At 58.4% G+C, this 19,632-nt stretch carries 13 protein-coding genes; 1 reads left to right on the top strand and 12 read right to left on the bottom strand.

Annotation, left to right across the window (positions count from 1 at the left end; all coding sequences use genetic code 11):
* A partial coding sequence (locus tag AC13Q5_RS32885) for a DUF4214 domain-containing protein (RefSeq protein ID WP_488504714.1) occupies positions 1-6,601 on the bottom strand: 6,601 nt, incomplete at its 3' end.
* On the bottom strand, positions 6,583-6,837 hold the full coding sequence (locus AC13Q5_RS32890) for a hypothetical protein (RefSeq protein WP_488504720.1): 255 nt from the start codon (positions 6,835-6,837) through the stop codon (positions 6,583-6,585). The genes AC13Q5_RS32890 and AC13Q5_RS32885, both read right to left, overlap by 19 nt.
* 1,023 nt (positions 6,838-7,860) lie before the next feature.
* On the opposite strand from AC13Q5_RS32890, the gene AC13Q5_RS32895 reads away from it, so the two are divergent.
* On the top strand, positions 7,861-8,238 hold the full coding sequence (locus AC13Q5_RS32895; RefSeq protein ID WP_488504567.1) for a hypothetical protein: 378 nt from the start codon (positions 7,861-7,863) through the stop codon (positions 8,236-8,238).
* Positions 8,239-9,105: 867 nt separating this feature from the next.
* Here the strand turns inward: AC13Q5_RS32895 and AC13Q5_RS32900 are convergent.
* The 10 genes from AC13Q5_RS32900 to AC13Q5_RS32945 all read right to left on the bottom strand — a co-directional run bounded on the left by AC13Q5_RS32900 (position 9,106) and on the right by AC13Q5_RS32945 (position 19,632).
* The gene (locus tag AC13Q5_RS32900; RefSeq protein WP_488504569.1) at positions 9,106-10,731 is read right to left on the bottom strand and encodes an ISL3 family transposase; all 1,626 of its coding nucleotides are present in this window, start codon (positions 10,729-10,731) and stop codon (positions 9,106-9,108) included.
* A gap of 154 nt (positions 10,732-10,885) precedes the next feature.
* A complete protein-coding gene (locus AC13Q5_RS32905; protein ID WP_488504571.1) occupies positions 10,886-13,249 on the bottom strand; it encodes a type IV secretory system conjugative DNA transfer family protein in 2,364 nt (787 codons plus the stop codon).
* A 106-nt stretch (positions 13,250-13,355) separates the two neighbouring features.
* The gene (gene virB11, locus AC13Q5_RS32910; RefSeq protein WP_488504573.1) at positions 13,356-14,414 is read right to left on the bottom strand and encodes a P-type DNA transfer ATPase VirB11; all 1,059 of its coding nucleotides are present in this window, start codon (positions 14,412-14,414) and stop codon (positions 13,356-13,358) included.
* A 4-nt stretch (positions 14,415-14,418) separates the two neighbouring features.
* Positions 14,419-15,675, bottom strand: a complete 1,257-nt coding sequence (gene virB10, locus AC13Q5_RS32915; RefSeq protein WP_488504575.1) for a type IV secretion system protein VirB10 — start codon at positions 15,673-15,675, stop codon at positions 14,419-14,421.
* Entirely contained in the window at positions 15,665-16,465 is an 801-nt protein-coding gene (locus tag AC13Q5_RS32920; RefSeq protein ID WP_488504577.1) for a TrbG/VirB9 family P-type conjugative transfer protein, read from the bottom strand. The genes virB10 and AC13Q5_RS32920 overlap by 11 nt, the downstream gene beginning before the upstream one ends.
* Before the next feature lie 2 nt (positions 16,466-16,467).
* Positions 16,468-17,229 carry a VirB8 family type IV secretion system protein gene (locus AC13Q5_RS32925; protein WP_488504579.1) on the bottom strand — a complete coding sequence of 254 codons (762 nt, stop codon included), beginning with the start codon at positions 17,227-17,229 and terminating at the stop codon, positions 16,468-16,470.
* Positions 17,230-17,326: 97 nt separating this feature from the next.
* Positions 17,327-18,373 (bottom strand): TrbL/VirB6 family protein, encoded by a 1,047-nt coding sequence (locus tag AC13Q5_RS32930; RefSeq protein ID WP_488504582.1) that lies wholly within the window; start codon positions 18,371-18,373, stop codon positions 17,327-17,329.
* 15 nt (positions 18,374-18,388) lie between these two features.
* A complete protein-coding gene (locus AC13Q5_RS32935; protein ID WP_488504584.1) occupies positions 18,389-18,616 on the bottom strand; it encodes a hypothetical protein in 228 nt (75 codons plus the stop codon).
* A 27-nt stretch (positions 18,617-18,643) separates the two neighbouring features.
* Positions 18,644-19,381: a type IV secretion system protein gene (locus AC13Q5_RS32940; protein ID WP_488504587.1), complete on the bottom strand. Its 738-nt coding sequence runs from the start codon at positions 19,379-19,381 to the stop codon at positions 18,644-18,646.
* On the bottom strand, positions 19,378-19,632 hold the full coding sequence (locus tag AC13Q5_RS32945) for a hypothetical protein (RefSeq protein ID WP_488504589.1): 255 nt from the start codon (positions 19,630-19,632) through the stop codon (positions 19,378-19,380). Before AC13Q5_RS32945 ends, AC13Q5_RS32940 begins: the two co-directional genes overlap by 4 nt.

The following is a 19,632-nucleotide window of genomic DNA, read 5'->3' on the forward strand; positions in this document are numbered from 1 at the left end:
TGTCGAAGGCAAGACGGAGACCTTCAAGGTCGGAGACCGAGCCGCCATTGGCCGCCACCTGATCCGGCGTTGCCCATTCGGAGAAGGCAAGCTCCTTCGACTGATCGATCTTGCCATCCGGGCCGGCCTGGCCGTCCTCGCCGAGATCGATCGCCAGGAAACCATCCTGAGGCCCAACCCAGGCGGTCCCGTCGCGTGTACCATCACCGTTCCAGTCGAAGGTGACGGATGAACCGGTGGCGAGCGCATCGGTATCTAAGGGCCGCAGATCGATATGGCCATCACCGTTCAAGTCGAGGAGAACCGGGCCGTGCCCGGAATGAGCTTGGGGCCAATAGTCGACCATCACGAGGTTGGTCTGGCCTCCTCCGCCTTGATAGGCATAACGCTGCCAAGCCGTATTCTTGCCCGAGCTGTCGTACTGGTAGTTCGTATAGCTGCCGTCATCATTATAGGAGGTCGCGGTATTGATGACGTTGTTGACGAAATTCTGGACAAATCGCGTCCAGGGGACGGTATTGTTGACGTCGTAATCCGTTCTGACGAACTTGCCAGCCGTGTCGCTATAGACGTTATCCTCAATCAGCTTTCCTTGTGGCGTGTAAGAGTCAACGATCTGCGACCAGCTCTGAGCGTTGCTCGGATCATATGCGTAAAGCACCTTGCTGCCGTCATCATAAAACACGTTCTGGTTGGTCATCTGGCCGGCGGCGTTGAACGACTGGTCGATCTCGGACCAGGATTGAGCATTGGCCGGGTCCCACATCCAGATGCCCTTCGTGCCATCGTCATAGTAGGCGATTTGCGAGACCCTTTGACCAGCGGCATTGTAATACTGCTCAAGCCGGCTCCAATTGTTGGCATTGGTGACGTCGTAATCGGTATGGTTCTGCGAGCCGTCGTGGTTCTGGACGGTCTGCCAGATCATTCGACCGGCAGTATCGTAGTTCTGGGTGATCTGAGACCAGGTTTGGGCATTGGTCGGATCCCAGAACCAGTTGGCCTTATGACCATCATGGAACTGCGCTGCCTGCGAGACGAGCTGACCGGCGGTGTTAAAGCTCTTGTCAAGTTGGCTCCAATCGGTGGCATTGGTGACATCGAAATCGCGCGTGGCGGTTTTCTGGCCAGCGGCATTGAAGAAATCGATATGCTGCTGCGCACCTGTCGGCGTGTAGAACGTGATCTCCGTTCGCGTTCCGTCGTCGTTGAACTGCTTCTCCAGAGTCTTCTTGCCGGACGCATCAAAAGTCTGCTCGACACGGCTCCAGGGATTGGCGTTCAGCGGATCATAATAGACCGCAAATGTTGGTATGCCCGCTTTGGTGGCGTTGATGACACTGAGGATCTGCCCACCCGCGGCGTTGTAAGTGGTTGTCGCGGAGCTTCCGTCGCTTGCAATTGCAACCTGCGAGGTTTTCTGCCCCTGGCCGTTACTGGTCACGCGCAGCGTCAGGCTGCCCATGGCCGAAACGGTGTCGACAACGGTTTGCGTGACGGCACTGCTGGCGTTGAGATCGACCTTGGTCAGCGTGATCGAGCCGTCATTGTGGATGACGGAAGTTTCGGTGTGATCGATGACGCCGTCATTGGTGGAATCCTTACTCAGCACCGTGATCAGGCCATCCGTGCTGGTCGTGATCGTACCCTTGGCGACGACCGTGCCATCGGCGTTGGTCTCGGTCACGGTAGCCACCGTCGAACCATCCACCTGCAGCTGCGACTGCATGACGACCTCGAAGGTGCCGTTGTTGTCGTAGTCGTATTTCACAATCTTCGTGCGACCGTCGGCAGAGCTGTCGGTCTCGACCTTGGCGGCAATCGCCTGCTTCCAGTAGACCTTCCCGGCCAGAAGGTAGTTCGCCGTTTGCGCGGTGGCATTGTTCGTGACGATCGAGACCGTTGCACCGGTCGTGTCGGCGGTGAGCGTTTCCACCTGATCGACGGTACCGTCACCATCGACATCCTTGGAGGTGGTACGCACCATGCCGTCGGAGGATTGCTGGATGGTCGTCTTCGACGCCAGCTTGCCGGTCGTCAAATCCGTGTCGGAGATGACGCTCGTCTTACTGCCGTCGGCATTGTTGGTGTTGACCGTGACACGGCGGCGATCGACGGTACCGTTGCCGTCAAGATCCCAATTGGTTGTCGTCTGCAGGCCATCGGCCGTGGTCGTGGAGGTCGAGCCATCGGCCGTGACGCCAGCGGATTTATAGTCAGTAACATTTTGGGTCACGACGCCCGTGTCGGCAGTGACCGTCTGCTGGCGCTGGTCGATGACGCCATCGCCATTATCATCTCGGCTGATCGTCACCGTCTGCTTGTCGGAGCTGGTGAGCGTGATTGACTTGTCGATGAGCTTGCCGGAGGCATCCGTCGTTGCGACAGTCTCGACAATCGAACCGTCCGCAAGGACTTGCCTCGTATCGCTGACGGTTTGGGTCGCAAGTCCCGCGCGCTGTTCATTGGTCGAGACGACCAGGCCGTCAGCATTCGTCGTTGTGACGAATTTCGAGATCAGCGAGCCATCCGCCTTCGTGCTGGAGACCGTCCGGGTCCGCGTGCCATCGGCATTGATGACGGTGACATCCGTCGAGGTCTGGGCATAGGTGCCAGCCCCCGTCGGATCCGACTGCGAGGTGATCGAGAGGCCGTTGGCGCTGGTCGTGGTCAGATACCGGCTGGTCAGCGTCGTGCCCGTGAAGTAGCTGACGGTCTCGCTGCGCGAGCCGTCGGCATTGAGAACCGTCACATCGGTCCGGCTCTTGGTGAAGGTACCGGAGCCGGTCTGATCCCACTTCGTCGTCACCCTTAGCCCATCGGCGGAAGTATCGGTCTGTGTGACCGCGCTCAGCACGAGCGTGCCACTGCCATTGACGGTATAGGTCTTTTCGACCGTCGTCTTGCTGCCATTGGCATTCAGCGTCGTCAGGTCCGAGACGGTCTTGTTGGCGGCCCCGTTTCCATCGGTGTCGTAGCTGACCAGTGTGTTAAAGCCGCCGGCGCCCGTCGTCACCGTCTTTGAATGCGATACGGCGCCTGCCGATGTGAGATCGGACGAAGTCTGCGTCACGCTTCCGTCAGCATTCGTCGTCGTGACGGACTTTTGATCGACGACGCCGTTACCGTCGATGTCATAAGTCACCGTGACTGTCTTGCCGTCGCCGCTGGTCGTGGTCGTCGTCTTGTTCGCGATCACGCCGGTGTTGGTGACAACCTCTGTCGTCGAGCCGTCTGCGCCGAGCGTGGTAACATCGGTCGTCGTCCTGACAGGAGACAGAACAATGGAGGGATTGTTGAGCGCCCAGGCCTGAGCCCCACTGGCGTTATGCGATTGTCCCTCTGCTGAATCTGCAATCTGCTGGGCAACGGACGCCCGTGAGGTTCCCGAACCGAGAGTGGCCACCCAGCCATTGAGCCCTGCTGTCTCAGGCGCCCGTCCGAGCGCGTTTTGGTAAAGAAGATTCACAAACTGGGTATCGCTCAGGGTGCCGTATTTTTGCGTGAACTCGGTGGAACTGATCATGACGGCTGCAAGCTGAGTCGCAGTCGTACCGGAATTGAACTTCACGGCAAAATCAGAAATACCAATCGCATCAGGATCACGACCCAGAATGGCGTGATAGAGCCGATACATCTCGTTGCGCGCCGTCATTCCGACGGCGTCATCCGACACGACTGTCGTCTTGCTCAGCCCGTTGGCGGATGTCGTGACCTTGGTCAATTCGACGGGAGCCGTATTGGTCGAGCGGGCAAAAGCCTCTGTGCGTGAGCCATCGGCGTTCAACGTCGTGACATCGCTGAGCGCCTGCTCGTAAGTACCATCGCCATCTAAATCGGATTTTGTCGTGATCGAGAGGCCGTTGGCGGATGTCAACGTGACTGAGCGACTGGCAACCGTCGTCGTGCCGGTCTTGTAGATCTCGACGGTCTTGGTCGTCTGGCCGGTCGCATCGATGACAGTCGTCGTCTTCAGGTCGATCTTGCCGTCACCATCGAGATCGACCTGGTTCGTGAGCGTCTTGCCATCCGAGGTCGCAGTATTGGACGTCTTCGACAGGAGCGTTCCGCTGGCCGAGGTGACGGAATCGACCAGCGAGGTCGAACCGTCGGCATTGAGCGTCTTCGTGGCGGTTTCGGATCGGTCGACGGTACCATTGCCGTCATTGTCGTAGGAGGTCGTCGTCGCCAGCCCGTTCGCGCTGACGGTCAATTTCGTCTGATCGGTAAGCGCCGTGCCGGCATAATCCGATGTCGTGGTCGTCTTGGAGCCATCATTGTTAAGGACTGTCGCCTTCACCGTCTTCGCATCGACGACGCCATCGCCATTTAGATCCTTCTGAACGGTCACGGTCAGGCCATTGCCCGAAGTGGTGGTCGTCACTTTGTCGAGTAGAACGCCGGTGTTGCTCTTGTCCGTCACCGTCTCGGTGCGGCTGCCATCGGCATTGATGACGGTCTGATCGACGGTGGTCACATCGACCGTGCCGTCGCCATTCAGATCGTCTGATGTTGTCGTGGTGAGCTTGTCGGCGCTCACTGTCACCACGGTTTTGCGATGGAGCGAGCCGTCGCCGCTAGCCTGTACCGTGGTCGTCGTCTCGCTGCCATCGGCGGCGATAATTTGCGTCGAGGCGGTATCGATGTGACCATCGCCATCGGCATCCTTGGTTACGGACGTTGTCTTGCGATCGACGCTGATCGTTGTCACCGTCTGGCTCAGCAATGTGCCGTTGCCGCTCTTTGCCGTGACTGTTTCCGTGCGGACGCCGGCGTTCAGGACGATCACGTCGGTGACCGTCTGGTCGAAGGTACCATCGCCGTTCAGATCGGACTGCACCGTCTGCGTCAGGCTGTCGGCCGACGTCGTCGTTACCGTCTGGCCGATCAAGGTGCCATTGCCACTCTTCTTCGTCACGGTCTCGACCCGTGCGCCGCCGGTGCCTGCCGTGATGACGTCGGTCGTTACCGCATCATAGGCGCCATCGCCATTGGCGTCGGTGCTGACGGTTTTGGAAAGGCCATCGGCACTGGTCGTCGTCAGCACTTTGCTGACAAGCGATCCATTCGAATTGAGCGTGCTATCGGTCTCGGTGATCGTTCCGTCACTCGCAACAGTAATGATGGTCTGGCTATCGGCAGAGCCGTCGCCATTGGCGTCGGCCGAGATATTCTTGCTCTTGCCATCGGTGCTGGTGACCGTGACGCTCTTCGACAGCAGCACGCCGCTGGCGCTGGTGTCCTGAACCGTCTCCGTCCGCGAGCCATCGGATGCAACCGTCGTCACGTCGGAATGAATGAGATCGGCGAGGCCGTCGCCCGTGACATCGGTCGACGTCGTCGTCGACAGGCCATTTGCGGCGGTGACCGTCGTTACCTTGCTTCTGGCCGAATTGTCGCCGTTGGTGGTGGTCGTCACGGTCGTCACATCGCCGTTGCCGGCAATCGTCGTCTGGGTCAGATCGCGCTCGTCGATGGTGCCGTTGCCGTCGAGATCGCTGGTCACGGTCTTGGTATGCCGGTCGGCGCTGGTGGCGGTCGTGACGCTCGACAAAAGCGTTCCATTCGAGCTGCTGTCCGTCACCGTTCGCGTGCGCGATCCATCGCCGGCGACCGTCGCGGCGTCGGAGACGACCTCATCATAGACCCCGTCGCCGTTGATATCGGTCTTCGTCGTCTTGGTCAGGCCATCGGCGCTGGACAGGACCTGCACCTGGTTCAGCACCACACCGGACACGCTCAACGCCTTGGTCGTCGTGGTCGTCGAACCATCGGCATTGGTGACAAAAATCTGACTCTGGTCGGCCTTGCCGTCGCCATCCTGGTCAATGGTCGTGGTGATCGTGCTGTGGTCGGCGCTGGTGACCGTCGTCGTGCTGTTGAGGACGGAGCCGGCGGCGTTGAAGTTCGTGACAACTCGCGTCCGTACGCCCGATGCAACCGTGGTGACATCGGTCTGCGAGCGGTCATAGGTGCCGTTGCCATCGTCATCGAATTTTGTCGATACGCTGTTGCCGTCGGCGCTTGATGTCACCAGATCCTGGAAGGCCAGGCTGCCGTCGGCATTGTAGGCCTGGATCGTGTTCGTCTTCGACTGGTCGGCATTGGTGACGACGGTCGACTTGACGATATAGCCGTTGGAATCGCTGGCGAGAACGGCGTCGCCCACCGCGCCGGTCGAACCGTCGGACTTCGTATAGGTCGTCGTCCCGGTAATCGCCGAGCCATCGCTAAAACTCTGGCCACTGCCCTTCGGGGTCAGGTCGATCGAGGTGATCCCGAGCGAATCCAGCGATACGAGCTGGCCGTTGACCATGACCTTGAACTTCGACCACTGTGCATCGCCGGCGTCGAGCTTGCCATTGCCGTTGGTGTCGAAGACGTCCTTGAGCGCTTCAAGATCGCCCGTCGCCGTCGGATCCCACTGGGTAAACTCGAATTCCTTCGAATTGCTGATCTTGCCGTCACCGTCGGCGTCGAACACCAGAACGCCAGTGCCGTTGCCCGCCCAAGCCATCCGATGTTGGTAGCCGTCGCCGTTCACATTCACAAACTGCGATGAGTTGGACAGCGTGTTGAGGTTCAGGCCATTACCCGACAGGTCGAGAAGAACGGGACTATCTTGGCTATTGCCGCCAGGCCCAGGTCCATGTTCGGAAGGAGAGTCATCGCCGCCGTAACCGGAATATCCACCAGTGGCTCTACCACCAGGCCCCGGACCGTGTTCGGAAGGGGAGTCATCGCCGCCGTAACCGGAATATCCACCGGTGGCTCTGCCGCCGGGCCCCGGTCCGTGTTCAGAGGGCGAGTCCTGGCCACCATAGCCAGAATACCCATGGCCACCTCCGATATTATCATCCGCTGACTTGCCCGCATGATCTTCAGTCGCACTATGGGAAGGACTGCCAAAGTAGCCGCCCCCGGGTGAACCATTGTACCCAAGGTCGCCAAGAAGGCCCCCATAATACGGTTCAAACTTCATTGTTGGCGGCGTTGGCGCTACCGGAACATCTGGAACGTTGGGCATGAAGCCGAAATTCCATGAGGAACCGTCGACAGAAGTCACCGGCGTCGGTGCGACTGGATCAACCGGCGTATACGTTGGAGCACTGTATGGAAGTGAAGCGACTTGGTCTGGTGTCAGCGGATGAAGTGCGAGATCGAGATTGAAATTGCGAGCGAATTGGCCTGAATCTATTGAAATGGCGGGGGGACTCGGACTCGTTACATTCGCCGCAAAATCTTCTCTGGGACTATTCAGCCCCGTTTTTGCCGCGGAGTAATCATCGGTGAATTTGAAGCCCGGCAACTCCATTGGTGTCGGTTGTACGTAGGTATGAAGTTGGGGATCATAGGTCCAGCCATAATCCAAAGTGTCATCGTTCAGGGGGGTGTTTAACGATGGGGGAAGACCATAAGAAACGCCAGCGCTGACGCCAATCGGACTAAAAAGCTTACCGCTAACGCCTCCGGTAACGTAGTCTCCCGGATCCTTACCCAGCTTTTGGCCGAAGCCTACAAAGCCGGAAACGCCGCTCGATGCACCAATGACAAAGCCTAACCCCAAATCGATTTGCGGACCCGTTTCGGTTGTCGTCACTCTTAAAGTGAGACCACCTAGCGTGGCTTGTACCCGTCCACTTACGGCAGTTCCGTTGGTTTCTCGCAGCGAATAGCTGACGCCAATCGGACCGACTCCGAAATTGTCCTGCATAGAGAAAGCAACCGAACCAGATAAATTCCCCTTCTTCATTTACTTCCCCGAATGTTAGATTTGGACATTCTCAAGCCGTTAGTTAGCTGGCTTATCGCACCGGACGAGATCGGTATAAGGTTACATTGCAGTTTACAGGCTCTCCCATGACCTATGAATATATTAACTATGCCGTCATATTGCTTTCGCTCGTAATATTTGTTTCGGTAAAAGTGAAAAATGAGATGAAAAAGCAGAAATACATCGAGACGACAGCATCAATTACAGGATCTCGCAATGAGACAATCGCTGAAGTTCAAAGTATATTTATAGACATTGAGTATATATTTGATGGGAAGAGATATTTACTATCTGATATGAATACCCACTCCGATCGGGCAGATATATTTGGCGACGGACGACATCTCAAAATCATGGTTAACCCAAACGATCCATGGCAATGCGAACTGCCGATGCAAAACGGTTTTGCCATCGTTTTCCTTGCGAGAAAAATCTCTGATCTGCTTTCCAGAAGGCGCGCATAAGTGGAGTACTAAGGCCCAAGGCGCAACCGCTCTAGTGCCTGGAGGGTTACCATTTTGTCATAATTCTCAACTATGGCTTGATTGTTATATAAGATGCGCACTCGCGCCAAGGCCGTGCGACATTTTGCCGCACTTATTGATTCTCGCGAAGCGTCAATTGACTAATTTGCTGGTATTACTGGATTATTCGATGATCGAAACGTAGCTGATAGCTTACATGAGGGGCCTGCAGCGTTATCAAATTTCGAAAAGCTTGCGAGGGAGGCGAATTTTGTTGCGAATTTTTGCAATCATACCGGCCGTCACAATGTTCTCTATCTCGATGGAGGCCGGGGCGGTTAGAGCGTCGTCGGGCGCATTTCCGCAATTCGATAGCTCAGCATATTGTCACGACCTGACATCCAAGATGTTGAGCCAAACGCAACGTGACAGCGAGACAGCAAAGTGTATCTCTCAAGAAAATACTTCAAAGGATCGACTTCTACGAAATTGGCCTCTTGTCTCGACGGCGGGTCTTGCGGAATGCATGAAGGGACGCGATACCTTGAAGAGACAAACGTATGTTAATCTAGAGCTTTGTGTCGCTATTGACATAGGTATGCAATGTTTGAGAGGCGATGTTAAGTGTGATCTGAACAAGTAGATTGTCACTGCACCAAATCCTCATTCAAAGTCGGATCGTCCTAGTGTTACTGAGTTGGCGAAGCATGTCATGAGATTTGGGGCGAAAGCCGGACACATCGTCCCTTTGAGGGGCAGCGAGAGCCGCCTGTGTTTGACGATCAATCTCCCGCGGATCGAGGCGATATACGTCGGCACTCCATGGTGCCGGCACAGATGTCGTTTGACCTTTAATCGGGTTCATCCTCACTTTCTGTGATTCAGCGGCAGCATTCTCGCCCTCATCAGTTCTGGGCCGGCGCGACCGTACATCGCCCGCTTCAGCATCTTGAGCCGATTGATCTGACCTTCGGCTTGACCGTTACTCCACCGGAGTTCGATTGCATTTTTGACGGCGTCAATGTCCCGGCGCAAAACGCTTGCGAAACGCATGATCGCCGTGAGCTCGGTGTCGATGGCATCGTCGATCCACTCATCCAGGGCTTTTGAGTTCCTGCTGCGCAAGATGCCGTTGAAGCGCATGGCCAAGCCACGCATTGTGGCGAATACCGTCGAGCCCTGCTTCAAAGCATCGACCTTTCTGGCCTGGCGATCTGTCAGCAGTCCGCGCGGCTTTATGCACAAAGCTGCAGCCACCACAGACGAGATCATATGGCCAGTCTCAGGATCGCGGACGGGTTCTGAGACATCCATATCCGGAGGCGGCTCGTCGAGTTGAATGTTTTCGGCCTCGCGCCACACCTTCAACAGCCGCTCCAGATTGGAGCGGCTGCCGGTATAACCGCGGTTCTTGATGTCGTAAAACAGATGGCGCCCAACCCGATTTCCATTTTTCCAGCATTCAGCCAGGAAAGCTTCAAAATACAATGGCGATGTCGGATTCAGCGATGCCCGGTTTCTGTCTCGTGGTGCATTGGAAGTAAGCCAATTCGCGATGCTGCGGCGCTCGTATCCGGTCCGTCTTGCAATCTCGCTGTCGGTGAGGCCCTGCTGGCGCAAAGCTTGAAGCGTGTCGAAAATTTCCTGACGAGATTGCCTGTGCGCCAAGCGGGCACGGCGCTGTTGTGACCTGGCGCTGGCGATCGCATCTTCGGAGAGCATCGGCCTAATATGGGCGTGACCATAAACGCTGATGTGCTCCTTGATTGCCTCCCTGAGATTTTGGACCAGATGAAAGCGGTCAGCCACCTGGCGAGCCTGCGGTGCGCCCTCCCGGGCTGCCTGGGCATATAAACCACAGCGATCTCGGCTCACGATCTCGATCGTCGGACGCTCTTGCAACCACGCTTTTGTGCTCTCGACGCTGCGATCCTCCAAAACATCCACGACCGAATGACGCTCAAGATCGACCATGATCGTCCCATAGCGCGAGGAATGCCGCCAGCTCCAATCATCGATGCCCACAACCCGAATAATGTCTTTTTGTATGGACGCCGGAGTACCGCGCTTCAATTGCCGCAAGATCGTGTCGTCGCTGACCGGCATGCCGAGCCGATGCATCAAGTTCTCTCCCGGACGACCACCCATCCTGTGGCCAACCAAGCCGACAATCTCAGCCATCCGTTCAGTCCGCCGCATATAGGGTGCAGCAATCTCGGGCAGCCTGTCGGTGAAGGTTCGTCGCCCGCATTTCCTGTGTCGACACTGCCATCGGTTCAGAGCGAGTTTGATTCTCACCACTTGACCTTGAACAGGCAAATCCTGGAGGCGGCGGTTGTGCCAGCCGTGCCGATGCCGGCTTCGCGTTCTGCAATCTGGGCAGATGCCGACCGGTTTCGCAGCAGCCGAAACAACCCAGTTTTCTTCATCTTGAACGGTGATACCCAGTATTTTGACCCCTGGGCCGGGTGACCATTTCAATTGCGTTCGCATCCCTGCAGATAGCGATCGAGGCGCTAACACCCTGTTAACCACAGAAATTGAGGATGAACCAGATTAGATGCAAAACGACATGGTGAGTCTGGGTGATTTATGAAACGGCAGTCAGCATCTGCACGATCACTGCCTCGCGAAATCATCTCTCTGTTTACCCGACCGACTTCAGACTGAGCTCATTGTCTTCCTGCAGCGCACGATCGGCGACGGCATGAAGGCTCGCGACAGCGCGGGCCAGTTCGCTCTGCGTGTCTGGTTGCCCCAGGTCTTCGAGCGACGTGACGGCAATTGCTACATCTTCGACAACAGAATGCATTGCGTGTGATTCCAAGCTTAGCTGGTTTTCCTCCTCGACGTGATCATCGACGGGTGCTCGGGCACCAATATTGCCGCCTGCGCTGAAACTGCCAGCTTCTCCCATGCCGCTATCGCGGATCGCGTAGCGGGCGTCACGGATCAACTCGCGCAGCGGCCAGATTGCTGCGAGCGCAGCTGCTTTTGCTTGTCCGCCGATTCGCCTGGAACCGCGGGTCTTGCCCCTCATCGGTGCAATGGTGGCCGGCGCGGTACGCAGGCGATGGAGAAGGTCAGCCGTCAGCTGATCGTCGGCTGCTTCCATCGCATCGCGATAGAGATGTAGACAGACGGAAGGATTGGCAAATACCGCGCGCGCTGCCTCGAACACAATCATTTCCCATTTGGTTTGAACATCTGGATCAAAGCGAAGAGGGAGTTTTTCACGAGTGGCATCCTCGTCGCCCATTTCAATGGTTTCCGGTCTTGCGACAAACAAAGGCCATTCGGGTCTCGGTTTGACGTTGGGAACCACTAGCTGGCGTTCGAATGCCGCAACCTGTTCCCGACGGCCGGTAAAGCGCTTTTCGGTATAAAAGTTGAGCTTGTTGAGGATCGCGCCGTAGCCACCGCGGACCTGCAGGATGGTCTTGCTGTCATTGAGCCTTTGCACCGAGCCAGGGTCCATCAGCGGGATCAACTCAAAGCGTCCAGATGAGGCTTGCCTGCCGGATAGCAATCCCGTCTGCTTGCCCCAGCCTTCGCGTTCCTCATATTTGCGCCCGAGATTGTCCGAGACGATACGGGCCGTGGCGTCGTCGCCCACGGCGATGCTGAGCTTGATATCCATATTGCCGAGGAGCGCGTTGCGGGTCTGCTGGCCATAGCGTTCGTCGATCTGCGGAATGTTTTGCGCCACGAGTGCGATCGTCAAACCGTAGCCGGCGACCAGGGGCGCTCGCTTGATGATCTCCGGTAGCCGCTCGAACTGATAGAACTCGTCGAGCATCATCAGTATCCGGTGCGGCTCGTCCTTGCCTGGAAGGGCTCGCAGCATCACATCATGGATCTGCTGTATCAGCAGGCGAATAATCGGTTCGACCGTACCGAAGTCGGAAACGGGTGCGGCGATGAACAACGAAATCGGATTACGGCGAAGGTCCCGAATGTCAAAATCGCTCGCTGAGCAGGCTTCCGATATCAGGAGATTGTTGAAGGCGGAAAGCGCCGTGGTGACGTGGCCTTCGAAGGACGGTCGTTGCTCCTCGTCGCGACCCAGATGCTGGCGGAAACTTCCGAGGACGAATTGATCAAGGTCTGGCTCGGCGGCAATGATGTCGTTCAGGACGGTAGAGAAAGATCGGCCGGTCGAGAACATGCGTAGCACCGAGCGCAAATTACGCCGCTCTTCCATGGTCTTTGACTCGAGGACATAGCCGAGGATGCCTGCCAGCAGGCCACGGGCGGTCTGTTTCCAATAGCCGTCTTCCTTCTCGGCGATCGGCAACAAGGTTGCGGCCAGATTGATCAGATCTGTCGATCGCTCGGGCCACGGCCGCACGAAATCGAGTGGGTTCCATCGATGCGACTGCGCTGATCCGGGAGCGAAGACGAAGCAGCGCTGTCCCATCGCGATCCGAGCTGGCCCTGTGAGCTTGTAGTTCTCCAGCTTGACGTCGAGGACGATGACCGATCCCTGGTATTCGAGAAGATTCGGCATGACGAAGCTACGACCCTTGCCCGAGCGCGATGGACCGTTGACAAAGAAGTGGCTATCGCCGCTGTAGCGCACGTCGACAGTGTTGCGTCCCTTGCCGAAGGTGCCGAGAAGAACAGACTTGCCAGGCTGACCGCCCAGAAGGCCGGCGGCTTCGAGATCTTTGAGCTTGGCAAAGCGCGATCCATCCGCTGGAGGCCTCACCTGCCACGGTCGCTTGATCAACAGCATGCTGCCGCCGGCGATGATGGCGGTCTCAACCAACGTCACGATGCTTGCGCGCAAAGACAGCTTCGCGACGGCCGCATTGTCGTGATAGTACCAGGCCTGCTTGAGCGGCATCATGACGTCGTCACCGCTAAAACTCATCCACATAGCCGTGCTCTTCAGCATGAGGAAAGACAGAGCGGAATAGTTTGCCGACCATGCATAAAAGGCTGCACCAACGGCTACGACTGGGCCGGCCGTCAGCAGTGCAAGTTTTTCCCATTTCGATAATGCCATGGCGTCACCCCCGTGTAGCGAACGTTTCAGGATTCGACATCGGGCTTTGTCGCAATGTCGCGTGGCGATCATCCGGCCGGAGATCCGAAGCGCGCGCTGTCATGGTTCAGAGCGCGTTGCATTTGTTGAAGTGGATTTCCGTGACGCCGCGGCGGCCTGTCGCCGGATCGCGGGCGACCTGGATGACCACGGGCACGACGAAGCGGACAAACTCCATCAACTCCGCCTTGCTGAGACCCAAGCCAGCCTGCATGGTGGCCATGGCCAATCGCTCATAAGCGCCGAGGGGATTGTCGGCATGCAGTGTCGAGATCGAGCCGGGATGCCCGGTATTGACGGCCTGGAGAAAGCTGAAGGCCTCGGCGCCGCGGATCTCGCCCATGAAAATCCGGTCCGGCCGCAAGCGCAACGCCGCTTCCAGACACTCCTGGATGGTGGTGCGCGCCCTACCCTGCCCGCCCTTCGATGCGACGAGCGCCAGATAATTCGGCTGCGGCGGCTTCAGCTCTCTGGTGTCCTCGATCGATACAAGCCGTTCCCAGGTGGGAACGTCCTTCAAAAGACCGTTGAAAAAGGTCGTCTTTCCGCTCGATGTCCCCCCGGAAATCAACATGGTGACCCGGCTTTCGACCGCGAAGCGCAACCACTCCCGCCGCGCCCTGGGCGTCGGGTCCTGCAGCCGGGCAATGAGCTCGACATCAAGCTCACTGAGATCCTCGACCTCCCCACGCTTCGGACCGCTGACTTTGACATTGTCGAGCCCACCAAGACCAAGATAGTCATCCAGGCTCATATCGCGAATGACCTGCTTGCGGATGGCAAAGGCGCCGCCCGAGGCTGCGACCGGCGACAATACCGCCTGGAACCGCTCGCCGTTGGGCATGGCCGCCGACAGAAGTGGCGTCTCCTCATTGACGCTCTGCTGTGTGGTACCGGCAATCATCTGCGCGAGCGCAATGATCGCCTTGTTGTTGAGACCAGGCACGACGTGACGGACCATATGATTGACAGCCATGCTTTCAATCCAGATTTCGCCTGGCCGATTGCACATGATCTCGATGACATCGGGATCTTCCAGCCACCGCCGGATCGGCTGGGCGGTCTGCCTGACATAGATAGGCAGACTGTCCCATAGAGATTCTTCAGCCTTCGCTGAGGCAGTCATTGCCTCAACGTCTGGTCTTGGCGCGGCGAAGTTCATTGACGGCTTCCTTGACCGGATCGGGATAGAGGGAGGAGAAATCGAGATCCTTGCGGACGAAGACCATGATTTCTGTCCCCTGATCGACGTGGATTGTTGGCGGAATATTGATCGAATCTTTGAGCGCGATGTTCGCCATATCGGCCATGGTCTGGGACAGGGTCTGCTGCGCCTGCGTCTGTGCATTCGAGCTCGTTGAAGACGAGGAGGAATTGCTCGATCCATCGCTGTTGAGGCCGGCGACGAAGGACGAGACCCCACCAACGAGGCTGAGAACAGCCGCGGCGCCAAAGCGTTCGAGATAATGCTTGTCGACGAAACCCGTCAGGCCGGAGCGACCGAGGTCGTCGGTTCCATAGGAACCGAGTGCCACTGAGGTGCCATCGCTGCGCAGCGCCCGTGTCCAGACGATCAGGATTCGTGTCTGCCCGCGGGCCATGCCGCTCTTATATTCGCCCGTTAGCATCGTTCCTTTGGGCAGAAGGATTCGCCTGCCGTCGAAGGAATAGACATCGGTCGATGTGACCGCGCGCACCATGCCGGGCAGATCGGACTGGATTGCCGTCTCCAGTACGCCGCGGATCAGGGTCCCTTGGGGAATGAGGGCATCGATGCGGTCGTTACGGGACGCTGTCACCGTTTCGACGTCCTGCGATCCCACCGATTGCACGAACTTGCGGTTCGGATCGTCGTCGGCCGGACTGCCCGTAGCCGACACTGAGCCGGATGCTGTTCCCTGTCCCGCGAGGCTGCCGTTTTGGCCTGAGGTGCCCTCGTTGACCACAAGCATGTTCGACTGAAGCCGCGCGAGACGGAGCGCCTCTGCTTTCCTTGCCCGTTCCGCCTCTTCCGCCGCACGACGAGCGGCCTCATCGTCGACGGCTGGCTGGATCACGACAGGCGCCTGTACCTGCACCGGAGGCGGCTCTACGACCACCGGCGTCGGTTGCGGTGGCGTCAGCACCAGCTTGTTGTCGGCTGGCGTCACCGGCGGATTCTGCGGGTCGAAGTTCAGGTTGCCGGCGTGGCTTGCCGTGCGGAACTCTTCTTTCTCCCCGGTCTTCCTCTGCCCATCAGGCCGGATGAAACTGACATAGCCGGCATAGGCGAGAACCGCGAGTGCCACTGACGCCAGCAGGATCGGCATTAATCTACCGCGTCTGCGATCGGCTGGCCTGGCCACCGTTTCGACGATGCGTGCCTCTTCCTCAAAATCAATGGCCACGGCTGATCTCCTGAGGTTTGCTGTCGACCGGGCGGCTGGATGCGGTCGGGCGCGCCAAGTTAAAGACACAGGTCGCAACCTTGCCCGAGCGCAGCGTCCACTGGCGGGCGACCTTGTCGATGACGATGTAGTCACCCTCGCGCCGGTAATTGACGAGAGATTCACTGCCATCGGATTTGACGGCAAAGAAGGCCGGCACTTCGCCGCTGAACTGGAAGAAGGTCTTCGTGCCGTCGTCGAATGCCGAGGTAGGCCTGTTGTCGACGGCGCCCTTATAGCCATAGTCGTAGTTCAGCCGGCCGGGATTGGCCAACGCTGCCTTGACGTTCGGCATGGCGGCATTCTGCCGGGCCGTGGCCAGGAGGTTCGCATCGGTCGAATCCTCCGGGTAAGAGAAGCGGAGTTTGACGACGGCGGTCCTGGTATTGCCGGGCTTCGCCCCATTGAGGAAGAAGGTGTAGACCCTCTTTGAGGTGATGACATTCATATTGGTCTGAGCGTCCGGCTGTAGCGGCTTGATGAAGAGGAAGCGCTTCGACTGATCGGGCACGGCTTGCCAGGCCAGACTGTCGCCCATGGCAACGGTGGCGATCTGTTCGTCGTCGTTAAAGACGATCATCGTCGAAACGCCCATCATTCCGGCGAGGTAGACGATATTGTCCTTCTGGAAGGGCACGGTGCGGATCCGCTCATCCGCCTTGACCGATTGTGGTTGCACCTCGGCTGAGGCGATCGGCGCCTGTATCAGGAAAGCTGTTCCGATCGCGCCGGCTCGCAGGAGTGATCTCATGTTCACTGAGTCTCCTCCCCGGGCGTCACCGTTTCCTGATCGCGGCGATATTCCGTCACCTGGAACCCAAGCGGATTGTCGAAGCGCCAGTCGTTGCGCATTGGCTCCGACGTGTATTTGAAGCGGACATTGGCGACCCAATGCTCGGTCACCGTCGGGCCGGATGAACCGGTGCGCGTCGTCGAGAAGCGGACAGCCGCGGTGCTATCGTTGAGGAAGATGACGCTTTTGACAAAGACGCTGACGCCCGTGTTCGGGCCGTAGAGCTTGACGGGATTGTTCGGATTGGCGCCGGAATAGGTGTTGGCAAGGTCGGTTGCCGCCTTGCCTGTGGAATAGAGCGAGGCGAGATCGTAGTTATCGCGCAGGCCCTTTGGATCATAGGTCTCGCGGGCGCGGATGAAGCGAACGATATTGGCACGGGTGACGGCCTCGTTCTGCGTGAGATCGCCACGATCCTGGAGGGGGCGGCTTGCCTCGACATAGCCCATGGTCTTGTCGACCTCGAGCACCACGACATCGAAGGATTTTAAGGGGAGTAGTGCCCAGAGAAGCCCGATGGCGCCGGCAAGCGCCATGCCAAGGGCAACCGAGACCGACCGCCATGCGCCGCGCGAAACAGCCACCGATCGATAGACGGACTTTTCCCAGCGCTCCCCTTCGCTGTAGTAGCGTGGATCGATTTGTTTGGCGACTGCATCGAGTAACTCATTGTCCCTGGCCGATGCCCCTATTTTCTCAGGCCTATCGTCATGCGTGCCCATTGCTACTCCTGGAATCATGGTTGAGCATCAAACGTGGATGCTGATTGCCTGCGGCATTCGGGATGTGCTGCGGCGGGATGATCTGCCTTGGTGGGACCTATTTGCGCGCATTCTGAGCGGCCGCGCGCACCTGGGCTGCGGCCGGATCGCCGTCACTGATCATGCCAGGTTGTCCCCGCATTCTGGTCGCCATCACGCCGCCAGCGTCGACCGCTCCTCTTGCCGCCCCGGCAATGCCAGTCGTGCCAAGCACTGCCGCCATCCACATGCTGCGTGTCGCGAACCTGCTGGCGAGCCCCGCTTGCCCGTCGATCCGGGGGCCACCGCCGGCAACTGCCAATGCGACCGGGATCGCATGCAGGAGCAGGTAGATGGTGACGATCGACATCATCAGGAACGGCGCGACCGTCGTCATATTGGCGCCGCTTGCGTCTGAGCTCAGCGCATCGACCCTGCCTTTAAGCAGTGTCAGCATCAGGCCGAGAATGACATAGACGACAATCGGTAGCAGAGCGTAACCGGCGAGACTACCGATCCAGCCGTCGACCACGCGTGAGGTCAGATTGAACAGCGCGCAGCAAAGCACGATCGGGCCGATCGCAAGCAGAATGAACGTGGTCATCTTGCCGATCATCAGCAAAGTGACGGCCACCGCACACAGGATACAGACGACGGCAAGCACGACGATGGCGAGAATGTACATGCCGACGGCCGTGATGCCGGCTGCATCCACCATGGCTTTGACGACGGCCATTCCTCCATTCCAGATGTCGGTCATACCCTGGCTTATGGATGAGCCCGAGGAGCCATCGCCGCCGCAATCGCTCCCGCCTGTCGCCTGGCACACGACCGCCGCCATGGCGTCCGGCGCCTTCAGCAGCGGATTGACGATCAGCGGCTGATAGGTGGCCCAGGAGGTGATGAGGGTATAGCAGATGAAGGCGCGGCCAAACCGCCAGACGAAGGCGCCGGCCGTCATTTGCGCCCGACCGAACAGCATCTCGTAGCCCCACCAGACGACATAGACGGCAAGCCCCGCCAGAAACACCGGGCCGAGATTGGTCGCGAGCGTCGTGTACATGCTCTGCACAGCGCTGACGCCCATCGTATCGATCTTGCCGAACAGAATGTCGAAGGGATTCATCGAAAGGACGTTCCTTTAAAGAACCGTGACGCCGCCGCGATCATCGTTTACGATGACGCTGAGCTGGCGCACCATCGGGCCGCAAGCCTGAGCGTCTTCGCTCGCATAGGCTTGCGTCGAGAAGATCGAGCTTGTTTCGGCGGAACACGGCGCCTTCAGCTCTTTATGACTGGCGCATCCCGGCAAGGCGGCAAAAGCCGCCATCGCCACGCCGAGAATGACCATCCGCAAACTGCCCGTCATAACCTGTCCGTCCCTTTTCATTCGCGATCAATTGCCGATGAACGACGCCTTGGCCGGATCGTAGGTCATGAACTCGGATGTGGCGGCTTCGGCGGCGAGCTGCCGCATCTGTTCGGCATTGAGCGCCGCATTGCCGGCGTTGACAGCGCCGACGAGCTCGTTGACGGTCTGCGCCGTCTGGGTCTGGACCTGGGAATTCTGATCGATCGATCCCTTGATGTCGCTGGCCGTGCCGATCTGTGATTGCACGCCCTGGAATGCCGTCGATCGCTGTTGCGTCGCGTTTTGTGTGCCGGCGATGGAGGCGGTCAGCGCCGTCGCCGTATTGACCAGTCCCTGATAGGCCTTGTCGCCACGCGTCATTCCAGAGCCGCTGAGCTGTCCCGACAGGGATTTCACGAGATTAAGGCCGTTCAGGATCGTGGCCGCCGTATTGCCGAACGAGCCGAGATTGCCCCAGGCCATCTGTCCCTGCAGCAGCGAGGAGAAGTCAGGCGCATTGCCAATGGAAAAGCCGCTGCCAAGCGCGGTGCCTGCGATTTGCGCTGTGGAACGGTTGCCCGTGACCGCGGCCAGCGTCTTGTTGACGGTCTGCAGGATGTCACTGTTCGACGACATGATCTGGGCGGTGTTTTCCGCCGTCTTCGTCGCCTGCGATAGCGTCGCGTCGTCACGGACCGGCACCTCGGCATAGGCGCTGGAGACCGGCATCGCCAGGCTAACAAACGCAACAGCAAGCGCTGTCTTCATGATCATCTTGCTCATTTTACCTCTCCGGATGTGCCGGCCGCCGGCGGCCTTGCGCCTGGACTGACCTTTGATGGTACCGGCTTGTCATAGGTGAACGAGAGCTTGCTCGGGTCGTAGTCCATCACGTGCTTTGCGGCTTTTTCGGCGGCGGTCTGCTTTGCCTGTTGTTCGCTAATGAAGATGTTGGCCCGAACGAGAACCACCACCAGCGCACTTGCCGCGGCGACGCCCAGTATCTTGACCACCAGTCCTGTCGGGATCGTCAT

The sequence above is a fragment of the Martinezella sp. CNPSo 3964 genome, from assembly GCF_057784375.1.